Below are 14,682 nucleotides of genomic sequence, written 5' to 3' on the forward strand. Positions count from 1 at the left end.
TCAGCCGCCGAAATCGTCGAGCAGGATGTTCTCGGGCTCGACGCCCAGATCCTCCAGCAGATTCACCACCGAGGCATTCATCATCGGCGGGCCGCACAGGTAGAACTCGCAGTCCTCCGGTGCCGGATGGTCCTTGAGATAGCGCTCGTAGAGCACATCGTGAATGAACCCGGTATCCCCGGTCCAGTTGTCTTCTTCCTTCGCGTCGGACAGGGCGACGTGCCATTCGAAGTTTTCGTTCTCTTCGGCCAGCTGGTCGAAGTCCTCGACGTAGAACATCTCCCGCTTCGAGCGGGCGCCATACCAGAATGTCATCTTCCGGTCAGTTCTGATGCGACGCAGCTGGTCGAAGATGTGCGAACGCATCGGCGCCATGCCGGCACCGCCACCCACGAATACCATTTCGGCATCGGTGTCCTTGGCGAAGAACTCGCCGAACGGCCCGGCAATCGTGACCTCGTCACCTTCCTTGAGGTTGAAGATGTAACTGCTCATCACCCCCGGCGGCACGTCGGGATTGCCCGGCGGCGGCGTGGCAACACGCACGTTGAGCATTATGATGCCGCGTTCTTCCGGGTAATTGGCCATGGAATAGGCGCGGGTGACGGTCTCGCGATTCACCGCCTTGTATCGCCACAGGTCGTGCTTGTCCCAGTCCTCGTGGAATTCCGGCTGGATCTCGAAATCCTTGAAGTCGATCTGATAGGGCGGCGCCTGGATCTGGATGTAGCCGCCGGCGCGGAAGTCGACGTGCTCGCCTTCCGGCAGTTCCAGTATCAGTTCCTTGATGAACGTGGCCACGTTCTGGTTGGATCTCACCCGGCAGGTCCACTGCTTGACCCCAAAGACCTCCTCGGGCACCTCGATCTTCATGTCCTGCTTGACCGTGACCTGGCAGGACAGGCGGTCGCCCTCGCGGGCCTCGCGTTTGCTGATGTGTTCTTCCTCGGTCGGCAGGATCGAGCCGCCGCCGTCATGAATCTTCACCCGGCACTGGGCGCAGGTGCCGCCGCCGCCGCAGGCCGAGGAAACATACAGCTTGGAATCGGCCAGGGCACCCAGCAGTTTGCTGCCGACTGGTGCCTGGATGGTCTTCTCGCCGTTGATCTCGATATCCACGTTGCCGCTGGCCACCAGCCGCGAGCGGGCACCGAGGATCACCATCACCAGCATCACCACCACGCCGGTGAAAACACCGACCCCGAGAGCAATTTGCGCTAGTTCACCCATAGACTAAATCCATTGACCGCAAAGGGCGCAAAGGACGCAAAGCTCAAAAGACGATAATGGAACATTCATTCCCTCCTTCGCTGTCTCTGCGTCCTTTGCGGTTCAAGATTCTTATAGCTGAATGCCCGAAAACGCCATGAAGCCCAGCGACATCAGGCCCACCGTAATGAAGGTGATGCCCAGCCCCTGCAACCCGTCGGGCACGTCCGAGTACTTGAGCTTTTCCCGTATGCCCGCCAGCGCGGCGATGGCCAGCGCCCAGCCGATGCCGCTGCCCAGGCCGTAGGTCAGGGATTCGGTGAAGTTGTAGTCACGCTCCACCATGAACAGCGACCCGCCCAGAATGGCGCAGTTGACCGTGATCAGCGGCAGGAAGATGCCCAGCGCGCCGTAGAGCGCCGGCATGAATCGGTCCAGGAACATCTCCAGGATCTGGACCATCGCCGCAATCACGCCGATGTAGCTGATCAGACCCAGGAAGGACAGATCCACGTTGGGCAACCCGGCCCAGGCCAGTGCGCCTTCCTGGAGCAGGAACTGGTAGATCAGGTTGTTCACCGGCACGGTCAGACCCTGCACCACGATCACGGCCACGCCCAGGCCGATGGCGGTGGAGATCTTCTTGGACAGGGCCAGGAAGGTGCACATACCCAGGAAGAACGCCAGCGCGAGATTCTCGACGAATACGGCCTTCGCCAGAAGACTGAGATAGGTTTCCATGGCCGGTTATCCCTAAACGACTTCGGTGCGGTGCACCTGATGGATCTGGTAATCGGCGCGCTCGACTTGCTCGGTCTTCCAGCTGCGCAGCGCCCAGATGAAGAAGCCGATGATGAAGAACGCGCTTGGCGGCAGCAGCATCAGGCCCAGCGGCTCGTACCACCCGCCCTGGCTGACCAGCGGCAGAATCTGGTAGCCCAGCAGCGAGCCGGAGCCGAACAGTTCACGGATACTACCGACCACGATCAGGATCAGGCTGTAGCCGAAACCGTTGCCGAGGCCGTCGAGAAACGCCATGCCCGGCGGCTCCTTCATGGCGAAGGCCTCGGCACGGCCCATGACGATGCAGTTGGTGATGATCAGCCCCACGAACACCGACAGCTGCTTGGCCAGATCGTAGGCGAAGGCCTTCATCACCTGGTCCACCACGATCACCAGCGACGCGATGATGGTCATCTGCACGATGATGCGGATCGACGAGGGAATCTGGTTGCGGATCATGCTGATCGCGGCGTTGGAGCATGCCAGCACCGAGGTCAGTGCCAGGCACATCAGCAGTGATGTGGCCAGCTGCGTGGTAACCGCCAGCGCCGAACAGATCCCCAGGATCTGTAGCGCAATCGGGTTGTTGTTGAACAACGGGTCGGTGACGACCTTGACTGCCTGATTGGACATTGTTGCCTATCCCTTACCAATCTGTCCGTCGGTGATATTGCGCAGGAACGGCTTGAAGCCGCGCGGCCCGAACCAGTATTCGATGGTGCCGCTGACCCCGCGGCTGGTGAGCGTGGCACCGGAAAGGCCGTCCACCTTGTGTTCGGCATCGGGCGTGTCGCTGCCGACGTTGCCCTTGATCACACGCAGCTGCACCTCACCGTTGTCGTCGTAAATCTTCTTGCCTTCCCAGACCTGCTGCCACTTGGGGTTGGTGATCTCGGCACCCAGCCCCGGGGTTTCGCCCTGTTCGAAATAATTGATGCCCTTGACCGTTTCACCGTCCGGCGCCAGCGCGATGAAACCGTACATCTGCGACCACAGACCGTAACCGTGAATGGGCAGAACCAGCGTTTCGATCTCGCCCTGTTCGTCACGCACCAGATACACCTCGGCATGATTCGCGCGACGCTTGACGCCAGCCGGATCGTCACCCGGCGGGATCTTGGTACTGGTGGAGGGGTCCTTGGCCGCTTCGCGCTGATCGAAACCGGTGGCCTCCAGATCAGAAGCGTACTCACCGGTTTCCAGATTTACCACGCGCGCCTCGATGCGCTCGTCGAAGACCTTGTTGACGTCCACGCCGGGCCCGCCGAGTTCCGCCACCGCCAGGATGTTCTGACGCCGATCCGCCTTGGCGTTCTGGGTCTGCAGGGGCTTGAGATAGACCGCCGCGGCCGACACCAGCACCGAGCACACCAGACACACGCCTACCGCTACTGTCACCACGTAGGCAACGCCGTTGCGGTTCATGTTGAACAGGCCTGCCATGTCAGCTCGCCTCCGCGGGTTGCTGTTGCGACGACGCCGGTTTGCTCTGCGGGCTCTCGCCGTTAGCAGCCGCCAGACGCGCCTGGCGTCGCTTGATATTCGCCTGCGTCACGAAATAGTCGATCAGCGGCGCGAAGATGTTGGCAAAAAGGATCGCCAGCATGATGCCTTCCGGATAGGCCGGGTTCACCACGCGGATCAGCGCGGTCATGAAGCCGATCAATACACCGTAGTAGAAACGACCCTTGTTGGTCATCGCCGCGCTGACCGGGTCGGTGGCCATGTACACCGCACCGAAGGCGAAACCGCCCAGCACCAGATGCCAATACCAGGGCACCGAGAACATCGGGTTGGTGTCACTGCCAATCAGGCCGAACAGCCAGGTGCTGGCCACCAGGCCCACCACACAGCCCGCCATGATTCGCCAGGAGGCCACCCGCGTATACAGCAGGAAAGCCGCGCCGAGCAGGATCGCCAGCGTCGAGGTGGAGCCCAGGGAACCCTGGATGTCGCCCAGGAAGGCATCCCACCAGGTCATCTGGTTGACGATTCCGGCCATGCCCTCGGTGGCGCCGATGCCCAGCGCGGTGGCGCCGGTGTAGCCGTCGACCGCGGTCCACACCGCATCCCCCGACATGTAGGCCGGGAAGGTGAAAAACAGGAACGCGCGGCCGGTGAGTGCCGGGTTCAGGAAGTTCTTGCCGGTGCCGCCGAACACTTCCTTGCCGACCACCACGCCGAAGCTGATGCCCATGGCCACCTGCCAGAGCGGAATGTCCGGCGGCAGGGTCAGCGTGAACAGGATGGAGGTGGCGAAGAAGCCCTCGTTGATTTCGTGATTGCGCACCGCCGCGAACAGCACTTCCCACAGGCCGCCGACGATGAAGGTCACCATGTAGGCGGGCAGGAAATACCACAGCCCGTGCACGAAGTTGTCCCAGAAACTGGTCGGGTCGTAGCTGACGCCGAACAGGTGCAGCGGGATCTGGCGCCAGCCCTCGACGTCATCAAGGCCCATGGCCGCCATCGCCTGGTTGGCCTGGAAACCGGTATTCCAGCAGGCCATGAACATGCAGGGAATGGTGGCCAGCCAGACGTAGATCATCACCCGTTTCAGATCGATGCCGTCGCGCACGTGGGGCGCGCCGCGGGTGGTATCCGAGGGTGAATAGAAGAAGGTATCCACCATCTCGTAGAGGGCGTAATACTTCTCCAGCTTCCCGCCCTTGGCGAACAGGGGGTGGAGCCGATCCAGGTAATTGCGTAGGGCGGACATGGCTATCTCGGTTTCAGCGTCTCAACAGGTCCCGGCATCCTCAACCGTCGCGCTCGATCTGTTCGAGGCTGGCGCGCAGGTGGGGGCCGAAATCGTACTTGGCCACGTCCACGAATGACGCCAGCGCCAGATCCTCCTCGTCGAGCTCCATACAACCCAGTGCCTGGGCAGTATCGGTATCGCGCACCAGCAGCGACCGCAGCAGCTGCGTCGGCAGAATATCCAGCGGCATGACTTCCTCGTAGTTGCCGATCGGCACCATTGCCCGCGGGCTGCCGTTCTGCGACGTATTGAAGCGATAGCTCACCGGCTTGAGGATGCTGGAGATGAATACGTTGATCTTGGAGAATCTGTTGCGCCCTGGCATCACCCAGCCCATGAATTCGCGCTCGCGCCCCTCGGGCAACACCGAAACCTGGGTGTGATAACGGCCCAGGAAACTGGCCCAGCCGGCGGCCCGCCGCCCGGACAGCACCGACCCGGAAATCGCCCGGGAGTCATCGCCGATGATCTCGCCGTCCAGCAGATCGTCGGTGCTCGCCCCCACGCGGGTACGCAACAGCCGCGGCCGGCGCACGTTGGGACCACCCAGCGCCACCACCCGTGACAGGTCGAGCCAGCCTTCCGCGAACAACGCGCCCAGGGCGATCACGTCCTGATACCCGACATGCCACACGCAACTCCCCATGCCCACTGGTTCCAGCATATGGATATGGGTACCCACCAGCCCCGCCGGATGACAGCCGTCGAATCCGGCGGTTACCAGCCTGGGCGAGTCGGTGAGCGGCAATTCGGCGTCCGGCGCCTGGCACAGGTAGAGCTTGCCGTCGGTGAGCGTCTCGAGCACCTTCAGCCCGGCCCGGAAGCGGTCCGGCTGCTCGGCAATCACCTGCTCGGGCGATGCCGCCAGCGGATTGGTGTCGACCGCAGTCACGAAGATCGAACGCGGGACGGTGCCAGGCGCCGGCACCTTGCTCAACGGGCGAGTGCGTAACGCGGTCCAGAGGCCGCTGCGGATCAGGCGATCCTGCACCGCCTCGCGCCCCATCGCCGTCACATCGGCCACCGGCTCGAAGGTCTCGTGCGGCTTGTCGTCCAGTTCGGGGTCGATGCGTATGACCACCGACTGGAGCATCCGGCGGGCGCCGCGATTGATTGCCGTGATCTCGCCACCGGCCGGGGCGGTGTAGATCACCCCGGGGGTCTTCTTGTCCTCGAACAATGGCTGCCCGAACGTGACCTTGTCGCCTTCGGCCACGAACATGGTCGGTTTCATGCCGACATAGTCGCGCCCGATCAGGGCAACAGCGCGAATCGCCGCCCCATCCTCGACAACCGGGTCCGGGACCCCGTCGATGGGCAGATCCAGCCCTTTCTTGATCGTAAATCGATGTGCAGTGGCCATCGTTCGCAGTTCCAGAATGTAACGGTGTCCCCGATCAGCGGTGCTGCGGCGACAACGAGGCGCAACCCCGATGGGGTCGGCAATTCGAGTTGCCCGGCGTAACCCTTATTCGGGAACGCTGTCAGGCGACGGCGTCGACGGCTGCTGGTCCGGCGTCGACTCGTCGTTGAGCAGTTCCGAACCGGGCGCCTCGAGCTGATCGACTACGCTCTGTTCGGGGGCCGAGCCGCCGCCACCGACCAGATAGGCCAGCGACAGGCTCACCGCGAAGAACACGGTGGCCAGTGCCCCGGTCGCCCGGCTCAGGAAGTTGGCCGAGCCGCGGGACCCGAACACGGTGCCGGACGCGCCGCTACCGAAGGCGGCGCCCGCATCGGCACCCTTGCCGTGCTGAACCAGGATAAGACCGACCAGGCTGATGGCTACCAGCACCTGGACGATGACCAAGATGGTGTAGAGCATGCTTTTAAGTTTCGCCGTCAGTTCGCCCGACAGAGCGCGAGGAAGGAGTCGGCCTCCAGCGATGCACCGCCAACCAGGCCGCCGTCGACATCCTCGCAGGCCAGCAAATCGGCAGCGTTGTCGGGCTTGACGCTGCCACCGTAAACAATCCGCAAAGCGCTGGCGATTGTAGCATCTTCCGCCGCGATCTGGGCACGCAGGAACGCATGAACCGCCTGTGCCTGGGCCGGCGTGGCGGTATGACCGGTACCGATGGCCCATACCGGCTCATAGGCCAGCACCACATCAGCGAAGGCCGCCACACCATGGTCTCCCAGAACGGTGCCAAGCTGCCGGCGCAGAACATTCTCGGTCTGGTCGGCTTCGCGTTCGGCTAGGGTTTCCCCGACACAGAGCACCGGCACCAGGCCGGCATCGCGGGCCAGCGCGAACTTTTCCGAGACCACGTCATCGTCTTCGCCATAGAGCGCGCGGCGCTCGGAGTGACCGACAATGGCATGGGTGGCACCGCAGTCGGCCAGCATCCCGGCGCTGACCTCCCCGGTATAGGCACCCGGCCCGCCCTTGTCGCACACGTTCTGCCCGCCCACCTGCACGCCGGTGCCGGCCAGACGGGCGACCAGGTCGGCGAGATGAACGAACGGGGGGCAGATCAGCGCATCGATGCCGTCCGGCAACGGCTGTGCCGCCACGGCATCGGCAAAGGACGCCGTATGCGCGCGGCTACCGTGCATTTTCCAATTGCCGGCGATCAGGGGTTTTCGAGCCATGGGCGGCGCCCTTTCGTTGACACAACGGGCGCCGATGCTAGCACAGCCGACCCACCCAACGGCGGCCCGGAATCAGGCCTCGGCCAAGGTCCTCACAGCCTCGGCAATGCGCTCGGCGCCGGCCGCCACCGCCTCGATATCCAGCCCCTCGACCATCACCCGGATCAGCGGCTCGGTGCCCGAGGCCCGCAACAGGACCCGACCCCGGCCGGCCAGCTGCGCTTCGACCTCGGTGACCGCCGATGCCAGGCTCTCATGCTCGAGAATGATCGATGCCCGGTCCTTCTGGACCCGCACGTTGATGAGCTGCTGCGGGCACCGATCCACCTCGGCGGCCAGTTCCTGCAGCGTGCACGCCTGCCGCCGCATCGCCGCCAGCACCTGCAGCGCGGAGACGATGCCATCGCCGGTGGTGGTGCGATCCAGGCACAGGATGTGACCGGAGGACTCGCCGCCCAGCAGGCCACCCCGAGCCACCAGCCGTTCATGCACGTAGCGGTCACCCACCTGGGCCCGCTCGAACGTGATGCCCGCCTTTTCGCAGGCCAGTGCCAGCGCCAGATTGCTCATCTGGGTGCCCACAACCGGCCCCTGCAGTGCCCCGCAGGCCTGGCGGTCGCGGGCGATGACATACAGCGCCTGATCCCCGTCCACGATCTCTCCGCAGTGGTCGACGAACAGGCAGCGGTCGCCATCGCCATCCAGTGCGATACCCAGATCCGCCCCGCGCGCCCGGACCTCGGCTACCAGCGCATCGAGATGGGTCGATCCCACGTTACGATTGATATTCAGTCCGTCCGGCTCGGCGCCGATGGCGTGCACTTCGGCGCCCAGTTCGCTGAAAACGTGCGGGGCGACGTGGTAGGCCGCGCCGTGGGCGCAATCCACCACCATTCGCACCCCGGCCAGCGAGGCCTGCTGAACACGGAAGGTGGATTTGCAGAACTCAACGTAGCGGCCGGCAGCGCTTTCGATGCGTCTGGCCCGACCCAGGGCGGCCGGGGCCACGCAGGTGAGGGGCTGTTCCAGCCGCGCCTCGATGGCCGTTTCCACCGCGTCCGGCAGCTTGTCGCCACGGCCGGAGAAGAACTTGACACCATTGTCGTCGAAGGGATTGTGCGAAGCACTGATCACCACCCCGGCATCGGCGTGAAAGGTGCGGGTGAGGTAGGCGATGGCAGGGGTGGGCATGGGCCCGACCAGCAGTACGTCCACCCCGGCCGCGGCAAATCCGGCCTCCAGCGCGGATTCGAACATGTAGCCGGACAACCGGGTGTCCTTGCCGATCACCACCGAAGCTCGCGGTCCTGAGCCATTGTCACCATTGGGCGCCAGTTCGCGGCCGGCCGCCCAGCCCAGCCGCAGGGCAAAATCCGGGGTCATGGGCCACTCGCCCACTCGCCCGCGCACGCCGTCGGTGCCGAAATAGCGTCGCGTCACGCCGGCAGCGCCCAGGCCAGCTCCACCCCCTGGCGGGTGGCTTCGACATCGTGGGTCCGAAGCACCCGGGCGCCGCCGAGCACGGAGATGGCTGCCGCCGCCACGCTGGCAGGCACGCGTTGCTCGGGCGTCATGTCGCCGAGCAGCTTGCTGAACATGGATTTGCGGGACAGGCCGACCAGCAGCGGCACACCCAGCGACCCGAAACGATCCAGGTGCCGCAACAGCGCCAGGTTGTGCGCCAGTGTCTTGCCGAAGCCGAAGCCGGGGTCTACCAGCAGACGGCGGCGCGGGATGCCGGCCGCCTCGCAGGCAGCAAGTCGTCGGGCCAGAAACGTTCCTACATCTTCCACCACGTCATCATAACGTGGTGAAGCCTGCATGGTCCGTGGTCCGCCCTGCATGTGCATCAGGCAAATCGCCGCCCCGCTTGCCGCCGCAACATCAAGTGCTCCGGGCTCCTGTAGCGCACGAATGTCGTTGATCAGCCCGGCGCCGGCGACGCAGGCGGCCCGCATCACGGCGGGCTTGATCGTGTCGATGGAAATGATCGCGTCGATCCGGCCGCTGAGTGCCTCGATTACCGGCAGCACCCGGTCGAGTTCCTCGGTCTCGTTCACCGGTTCGGCCCCGGGCCGGCTGGATTCCCCGCCGATATCGATGATGGCCGCACCGGCTGCCACCATCGCGTGGGCCTGATCCACCGCGGTCCGGGTATCGACGAACCGTCCGCCGTCGGAGAAGGAATCCGGGGTGACATTGAGCACGCCCATCAAAACCGGCCGGTCGAGCGACAGCAGCCGGCCACGGCAATCGAGTTCCGACACGGGGGTGCGGGGAGCCCCCGGCGCCCGCGGCATCGATCCGCAGCCGCCGGTCACAGCGGCGCTAGCGCCGGTAGTGGGCCGGGCTGGGGGTGCCCGCATCACCCCCGGAAGGCCGGGGTTCGGCACCGGTATCGGCGGTCGGGGTGCCGCCACCAGAGCCCGGCGTGTCCGAATCGTCCCAGTTCTGCGGCGGGCCCGGCTCGCGACCCTGCATCACCTCGTCGATCTGCTTGCGGTCGATGGTCTCGTACTTCATCAGCGCATCGGCCATCAGATGCAGCTTGTCCATGTTTTCTTCGAGAATCTTCTTGGACCGCTCGTAGCAGCCATCCACGATCGACCGGATTTCCTCGTCGATAGCGTGAGCCGTCTCGTCCGAGATGTGCTTGTGCTGGGTGACCGACTTGCCCAGGAACACCTCGTCGTCGTCCGACCCGTAGGCCAGCGGCCCCATGCGTTCGGACAGGCCCCATTTGGTAACCATGTTGCGGGCGATGTCAGTGACCCGCTCGATGTCGTTGGAGGCACCGGTGGTCACGGCGTCCTTGCCGAAGATGATTTCCTCGGCCAGCCGCCCGCCGAACAGCGAACATATCTGGCTGTTCAGCCGCTCCTTGGAATAGCTGTAACGGTCCTCTTCCGGCAGGAACATGGTCACGCCCAGGGCGCGGCCGCGCGGCACGATGGTCACCTTGTGTACCGGATCGTGCGAGGGCACGGACAGGCCGATGATCGCGTGGCCGGACTCATGATAGGCGGTGAGGCGCTTCTCGTCCTCGGTCATCACCATGGAACGGCGCTCGGCGCCCATCATGATCTTGTCCTTGGCACGCTCGAAGTCGTCCTGGTCCACCAGCCGCTTATCGGTGCGGGCCGCGAACAGCGCCGCCTCGTTGACCAGGTTGGCCAGATCGGCGCCGGAGAACCCGGGCGTACCGCGGGCGATAACGCGGGGATCAACCTTGTCATGCACCGGCACGGTCTTCATGTGCACCTTCAGGATCTGCTCGCGACCACGCACGTCCGGCAACGGCACCACCACCTGCCGATCGAAACGGCCCGGGCGCAGCAGCGCCGGATCCAGCACGTCGGGCCGGTTGGTGGCCGCGATCACGATCACGCCCTCGGTGCCTTCGAAGCCGTCCATCTCCACCAGCAGCTGGTTGAGCGTCTGTTCACGCTCGTCGTGACCGCCGCCAAGGCCGGCGCCGCGATGGCGGCCGACGGCGTCGATTTCGTCGATGAAGATGATGCAGGGCGCGTGCTTCTTGCCCTGTTCGAACATGTCGCGCACCCGCGAGGCGCCAACGCCCACGAACATCTCCACGAAATCGGAACCCGAGATCGAGAAGAACGGCACGCCGGCTTCGCCCGCGATCGCGCGGGCCAGCAGCGTCTTGCCGGTGCCGGGCGGGCCCACCATGAGAACGCCGCGGGGAATCTTGCCGCCCACGCGCTGGAACTTGCCGGGATCGGACAGGAACTCCACCAGTTCCTGCACTTCGCCCTTGGCTTCCTCGACGCCGGCCACATCGTCGAAGGTGATCTTGACCTGATCGGCGCTCATCATCCGCGCCTTGGAACGGCCGAAAGACATCGCGCCACGGCCACCGCCGCCGCCCTGCATCTGACGCATGAAGTAGATCCACACGCCGATCAGCAGCAGGAAGGGGAACCAGGAGATCAGAATCTGGCGCAGCAGGGAGCCCTGCTCGGGCGGCTCGCCGGTCACCTCGACGCCATTGTCCAGCAACGTGCCGATCATGGCCTTGTTGTCCGATTCCGGACTGAAGGTCAGGAACTGGCTGCCGCCACTGGTAGTACCTTCCACACGGCTGCCCTGGATGTGCACTTCCCGGACGCTGCCCGACTGGACCTGCTCCAGAAACTGCGAATAGGCGATCTCGCTCCCGCTGGTGCTGTCCGGCGCGAAGCTGGAGAACACGCTCATCAGCACGAGGGCGATGACCACCCAGAGCAGGAGGTTCTTGGCTAATTCGTTCAAGTCGTCAATCCCCGGTTCGTCGTGCGAAACCGTTTGAAATGGCTGGCCAGTCGTTCAACCGCCCGAGTATAAAACATACGCCGCAATCACGCGGGCCGATGCCCTGCCCCGCGCTCAGTCACGCCAGTCGCGGCCGACCAGGTATATCTCGCGGCTGGCGTCGCGCGAGGCTTCCGGCTTGCGCACTGCCACCGACCGGAAATGCTCCCGCATGTCCCGCAGGAGCTCATCGAAGCCTTCGCCCTGGAATACCTTGACCACCAGATGGCCACCGGGTTTCAGGGACTCGTCACAAAACGCCAGCGACAGTTCGGCCAGATGCATCACCTTCATCTGATCCGCGACCGCCACTCCGGTCAAGTTGGGGGCCATATCCGACAACACAAGGTCGACCGCCGCCCCGGCCAGATGCTCGCGCAGCGTCGCCAGGCCGGCGTCCTGGGTGAAATCGAGCTGCAGGAACTCGACCCCGTCGATCGGCTCCATCGGCAGACGGTCAAGGGCGATGATGCGGCCGCGCCGGCCCAGCTGGCGCGCGCAGTACTGACTCCAGCCGCCGGGCGTGGCGCCGAGGTCGACCACCACCATGCCGGGCCGCAACAGCCGGTCGCGTTCGTCGATTTGCGCCAGCTTGAAAGCCGCGCGGGAGCGGTAGTTGCCGGCCTGCGCCGCCCGCACCCAGGGGTCGCGACGATGGGAATCCAGCCAGCGGCGGGTGTCGTTTTTGCGGGACACCGAACTAAAACCCGCAGGCACCGTTTACAATGGGGAAAACGTTCACAGAGCTTGCATGCCTCCCGAACTCGACGCCGAAACCCGCCGTAACCTGAAACGACAGGCCCATCATCTGAACGTGATCGTTACCGCCGGCGCGGCCGGCCTGACCGCGGCGGTGATGGCCGAAATCGATCAGGCCCTGACCGACCACGAACTGGTCAAGCTGCGGCTGGCTGCCGACGACCGAATCGGACGCCGGCAGATGGTCGATCGCATCTGCGACGAGCTTGATGCCAGCTGCGTGCAGCGCATCGGCCATACCGCCACCGTGTATCGGCCCCGGCCGCCCGCAGCTTGAGCGCAGGAGTAACTCGGAGAGTCCGTTACTCGTAGCGCACCGCCAGCACTTCCAGGGTGCGCTGGCCGCCGGGCACGGCCACATCCACCACATCGCCCTCGACACGCCCGATCAGACCGCGGGCGATGGGCGAGGCGAAGGACAACAGACCCGACTTGATGTCGGCCTCGTCCTCGCCGACGATCTGGTAAGTAAATTCGTCGCCGGTATTCTCGTCGGCCACCTCGACGGTGGCGCCGAACACGATCTTGCCGCCGGCCTGGGCCCCGACCTTGGCCACGTCCACGACCTGGGCATTGCCGAGCTTGCCCTCCACTTCTGCAATGCGGCCCTCGATGAAGCCCTGTTCTTCCTTGGCGGCGTGATACTCGGCGTTCTCTTTCAGATCACCGTGGGCGCGGGCCTCCTCGATCGCGGCAATGATGCGGGGGCGCTCCACGCTCTTCAGGCGCTTGAGTTCTTCGCGCAGGGCGTCGGCGCCGCGCTGCGTGAGGGGCGTCTTGTCCATAATCGGGTACCTCCAAAAACACGGCCGCTCCCATCCGGGAACGGCCGTGTCATGAACACTGCGTCGCGGTTCGGCTATTTAGGGACTATCTGGTCGAAATGCTAGCAACCTCGCCGGGTCACGTCGAGGTGGCAATATCGATGCCCTCGGCGGCTACCCGGGCGAGATGGCGGATCTGGTCGTCGGTGATCACATAGGGCGGCATGAAATAGACCACGTTGCCCAGCGGCCGCAGCAGCGATTCGCGGGTCAGCGCATGCCGGTAGACGCGCAGCCCGCGCCGTTCCTGCCAGGGATACGGGGTACGCGCCGACTTGTCAGCCACCATTTCCACCGCGGCAATCATCCCGTGCTGGCGCACGTCGCCCACGTGCGGGTGATTGGCCAGCGGTGCAATGGCCTCACCCAGCAAGCGGGCCTTGTGGCGATTGGCGGCAATCACGTCGTCCGATTCGAAGATGTCCAGCGTGGCCAGGGCCGCGGCACAGGCCAGCGGGTTGCCGGTGTAGGAGTGCGAGTGCAGGAAGGCGGTGAGGTTCTCGTAGTCGTCGTAGAACGCGTCGTAGACGTCGTCCGTGGTCAGCACCACCGACAGCGGCAGATAACCCGCCGTCAGCCCCTTGGACAGGCACAGGAAATCCGGCGTGATGCCGTCGGGCCCGGCCTGCTCGCAGGCGAACAGGGTGCCGGTGCGACCGAAGCCCACGGCGATCTCGTCGGCGATCAGATGCACGTTGTGCCGGTCGCAGGCCTCGCGCAGCAGCTCGAGATAGACCGGGTGAAACATCCGCATGCCGCCGGCACACTGCACCAGCGGTTCCAGGATCACCGCACAGGTCTCGTCGGCATGCTCGGCTAGCGCCACCTCCATGTGCCGGAACATCTCGCGGGTGTGCTGCTCCCAGCTCACGCCGGGCTCACGGTGGAAGCAATCCGGACCGGGCACCGTGATCGGCTCCAGCAGCAGCGGGCGGTAGGTCTTCTTGTAGAGATCGACATCCCCGACCGCCAGTGCCCCGAGCGTTTCGCCGTGGTAGCTGTTGGAGATGTTGATGAAGCGGGTCTTCTTCCCGTGCCCCCGATTGAGCCAGTAGTGGAAGCTCATCTTCAGGGCCACCTCGACCGCGGCGGACCCGTTATCGGCGTAGAAGCAGCGGGAAAGCCCGTCCGGGGAAGCCGCCACCAGCCGTTCGGCCAGCTCCACCTCGGGCTCGTGCGAGAAACCCGCCAGGATAACGTGCTCCAGCGTGTCGAGCTGGGTCTTGATGCGGTCGTTGATGCGGGGATTGGCGTGGCCGAAGATATTCACCCACCAGGAGGACACCGCATCGATGTAGCGATTGCCCTCGAAGTCCTCGAGCCAGACGCCCTCGCCTCGCCGGATCGGAATCAGCGGCAGGGTCTCGTGGTCCTTCATCTGGGTGCAGGGATGCCAGACCACGGCCAGGTCGCGGCGAATCAGGGACTCATTGCTCATCG

The 14,682-nt window shown here is 64.7% G+C and carries 15 protein-coding genes; 1 reads left to right on the forward strand and 14 read right to left on the reverse strand.

The window, feature by feature from the left end; translation table 11 throughout:
• The 12 genes from nqrF to RM532_RS03325 all read right to left on the reverse strand — a co-directional run bounded on the left by nqrF (window position 1) and on the right by RM532_RS03325 (window position 12,355).
• Window positions 1-1,230: an NADH:ubiquinone reductase (Na(+)-transporting) subunit F gene (nqrF, locus tag RM532_RS03270; RefSeq protein ID WP_311651707.1), complete on the reverse strand. Its 1,230-nt coding sequence runs from the start codon at window positions 1,228-1,230 to the stop codon at window positions 1-3.
• Window positions 1,231-1,341: 111 nt separating this feature from the next.
• Entirely contained in the window at window positions 1,342-1,950 is a 609-nt protein-coding gene (gene nqrE / locus RM532_RS03275; protein ID WP_311651709.1) for an NADH:ubiquinone reductase (Na(+)-transporting) subunit E, read from the reverse strand.
• A 12-nt stretch (window positions 1,951-1,962) separates the two neighbouring features.
• On the reverse strand, window positions 1,963-2,625 hold the full coding sequence (locus RM532_RS03280; RefSeq protein ID WP_311651710.1) for an NADH:ubiquinone reductase (Na(+)-transporting) subunit D: 663 nt from the start codon (window positions 2,623-2,625) through the stop codon (window positions 1,963-1,965).
• Window positions 2,626-2,631: 6 nt separating this feature from the next.
• The gene (locus RM532_RS03285) at window positions 2,632-3,435 is read right to left on the reverse strand and encodes a Na(+)-translocating NADH-quinone reductase subunit C (protein WP_311651711.1); all 804 of its coding nucleotides are present in this window, start codon (window positions 3,433-3,435) and stop codon (window positions 2,632-2,634) included.
• Between the two features lies 1 nt (window position 3,436).
• Window positions 3,437-4,711, reverse strand: a complete 1,275-nt coding sequence (locus RM532_RS03290; protein ID WP_311651712.1) for an NADH:ubiquinone reductase (Na(+)-transporting) subunit B — start codon at window positions 4,709-4,711, stop codon at window positions 3,437-3,439.
• A gap of 40 nt (window positions 4,712-4,751) precedes the next feature.
• Window positions 4,752-6,116, reverse strand: a complete 1,365-nt coding sequence (locus RM532_RS03295; protein WP_311651713.1) for a Na(+)-translocating NADH-quinone reductase subunit A — start codon at window positions 6,114-6,116, stop codon at window positions 4,752-4,754.
• Between the two features lie 105 nt (window positions 6,117-6,221).
• Window positions 6,222-6,578 carry a preprotein translocase subunit SecG gene (gene secG, locus RM532_RS03300; protein ID WP_311651715.1) on the reverse strand — a complete coding sequence of 119 codons (357 nt, stop codon included), beginning with the start codon at window positions 6,576-6,578 and terminating at the stop codon, window positions 6,222-6,224.
• A 17-nt stretch (window positions 6,579-6,595) separates the two neighbouring features.
• A complete protein-coding gene (tpiA, locus tag RM532_RS03305) occupies window positions 6,596-7,348 on the reverse strand; it encodes a triose-phosphate isomerase (protein WP_311651716.1) in 753 nt (250 codons plus the stop codon).
• A gap of 72 nt (window positions 7,349-7,420) precedes the next feature.
• Window positions 7,421-8,788: a phosphoglucosamine mutase gene (gene glmM / locus RM532_RS03310; protein ID WP_311651717.1), complete on the reverse strand. Its 1,368-nt coding sequence runs from the start codon at window positions 8,786-8,788 to the stop codon at window positions 7,421-7,423.
• Entirely contained in the window at window positions 8,785-9,615 is an 831-nt protein-coding gene (gene folP / locus RM532_RS03315; protein WP_311651718.1) for a dihydropteroate synthase, read from the reverse strand. Before folP ends, glmM begins: the two co-directional genes overlap by 4 nt.
• 61 nt (window positions 9,616-9,676) lie before the next feature.
• The gene (gene ftsH / locus RM532_RS03320; protein ID WP_311651719.1) at window positions 9,677-11,620 is read right to left on the reverse strand and encodes an ATP-dependent zinc metalloprotease FtsH; all 1,944 of its coding nucleotides are present in this window, start codon (window positions 11,618-11,620) and stop codon (window positions 9,677-9,679) included.
• Between the two features lie 114 nt (window positions 11,621-11,734).
• On the reverse strand, window positions 11,735-12,355 hold the full coding sequence (locus tag RM532_RS03325; RefSeq protein WP_311651720.1) for an RlmE family RNA methyltransferase: 621 nt from the start codon (window positions 12,353-12,355) through the stop codon (window positions 11,735-11,737).
• A gap of 55 nt (window positions 12,356-12,410) precedes the next feature.
• Here RM532_RS03325 and RM532_RS03330 point away from each other — a divergent pair, with 55 nt between their 5' ends.
• The gene (locus RM532_RS03330) at window positions 12,411-12,695 is read left to right on the forward strand and encodes a YhbY family RNA-binding protein (RefSeq protein WP_311651721.1); all 285 of its coding nucleotides are present in this window, start codon (window positions 12,411-12,413) and stop codon (window positions 12,693-12,695) included.
• Window positions 12,696-12,720: 25 nt separating this feature from the next.
• On the opposite strand, the gene greA is transcribed toward RM532_RS03330, so the two are convergent.
• On the reverse strand, window positions 12,721-13,203 hold the full coding sequence (gene greA, locus RM532_RS03335) for a transcription elongation factor GreA (protein WP_311651722.1): 483 nt from the start codon (window positions 13,201-13,203) through the stop codon (window positions 12,721-12,723).
• A 118-nt stretch (window positions 13,204-13,321) separates the two neighbouring features.
• Window positions 13,322-14,680, reverse strand: coding sequence for an adenosylmethionine--8-amino-7-oxononanoate transaminase (locus RM532_RS03340; RefSeq protein ID WP_311651723.1), 1,359 nt, complete (start codon window positions 14,678-14,680; stop codon window positions 13,322-13,324).
• Window positions 14,681-14,682: the final 2 nt, after the last annotated feature.

Source organism: Spectribacter hydrogenoxidans, from assembly GCF_031846275.1.
GTDB classification, from domain to species: domain Bacteria; phylum Pseudomonadota; class Gammaproteobacteria; order Nevskiales; family Salinisphaeraceae; genus Spectribacter; species Spectribacter hydrogenoxidans.

Excerpts from the sequence above, each read along its gene's own strand:
- greA (WP_311651722.1), bottom strand. The coding sequence starts at position 13,203 with ATGGACAAGACGCCCCTCACGCAGCGCGGCGCCGACGCCCTGCGCGAA.
- RM532_RS03290 (WP_311651712.1), bottom strand. The coding sequence starts at position 4,711 with ATGTCCGCCCTACGCAATTACCTGGATCGGCTCCACCCCCTGTTCGCC.
- RM532_RS03295 (WP_311651713.1), bottom strand. The coding sequence starts at position 6,116 with ATGGCCACTGCACATCGATTTACGATCAAGAAAGGGCTGGATCTGCCC.
- tpiA (WP_311651716.1), bottom strand. The coding sequence starts at position 7,348 with ATGGCTCGAAAACCCCTGATCGCCGGCAATTGGAAAATGCACGGTAGC.
- RM532_RS03330 (WP_311651721.1), top strand. The coding sequence starts at position 12,411 with ATGCCTCCCGAACTCGACGCCGAAACCCGCCGTAACCTGAAACGACAG.
- nqrF (WP_311651707.1), bottom strand. The coding sequence starts at position 1,230 with ATGGGTGAACTAGCGCAAATTGCTCTCGGGGTCGGTGTTTTCACCGGC.
- nqrE (WP_311651709.1), bottom strand. The coding sequence starts at position 1,950 with ATGGAAACCTATCTCAGTCTTCTGGCGAAGGCCGTATTCGTCGAGAAT.
- RM532_RS03340 (WP_311651723.1), bottom strand. The coding sequence starts at position 14,680 with ATGAGCAATGAGTCCCTGATTCGCCGCGACCTGGCCGTGGTCTGGCAT.
- secG (WP_311651715.1), bottom strand. The coding sequence starts at position 6,578 with ATGCTCTACACCATCTTGGTCATCGTCCAGGTGCTGGTAGCCATCAGC.
- RM532_RS03285 (WP_311651711.1), bottom strand. The coding sequence starts at position 3,435 with ATGGCAGGCCTGTTCAACATGAACCGCAACGGCGTTGCCTACGTGGTG.
- RM532_RS03280 (WP_311651710.1), bottom strand. The coding sequence starts at position 2,625 with ATGTCCAATCAGGCAGTCAAGGTCGTCACCGACCCGTTGTTCAACAAC.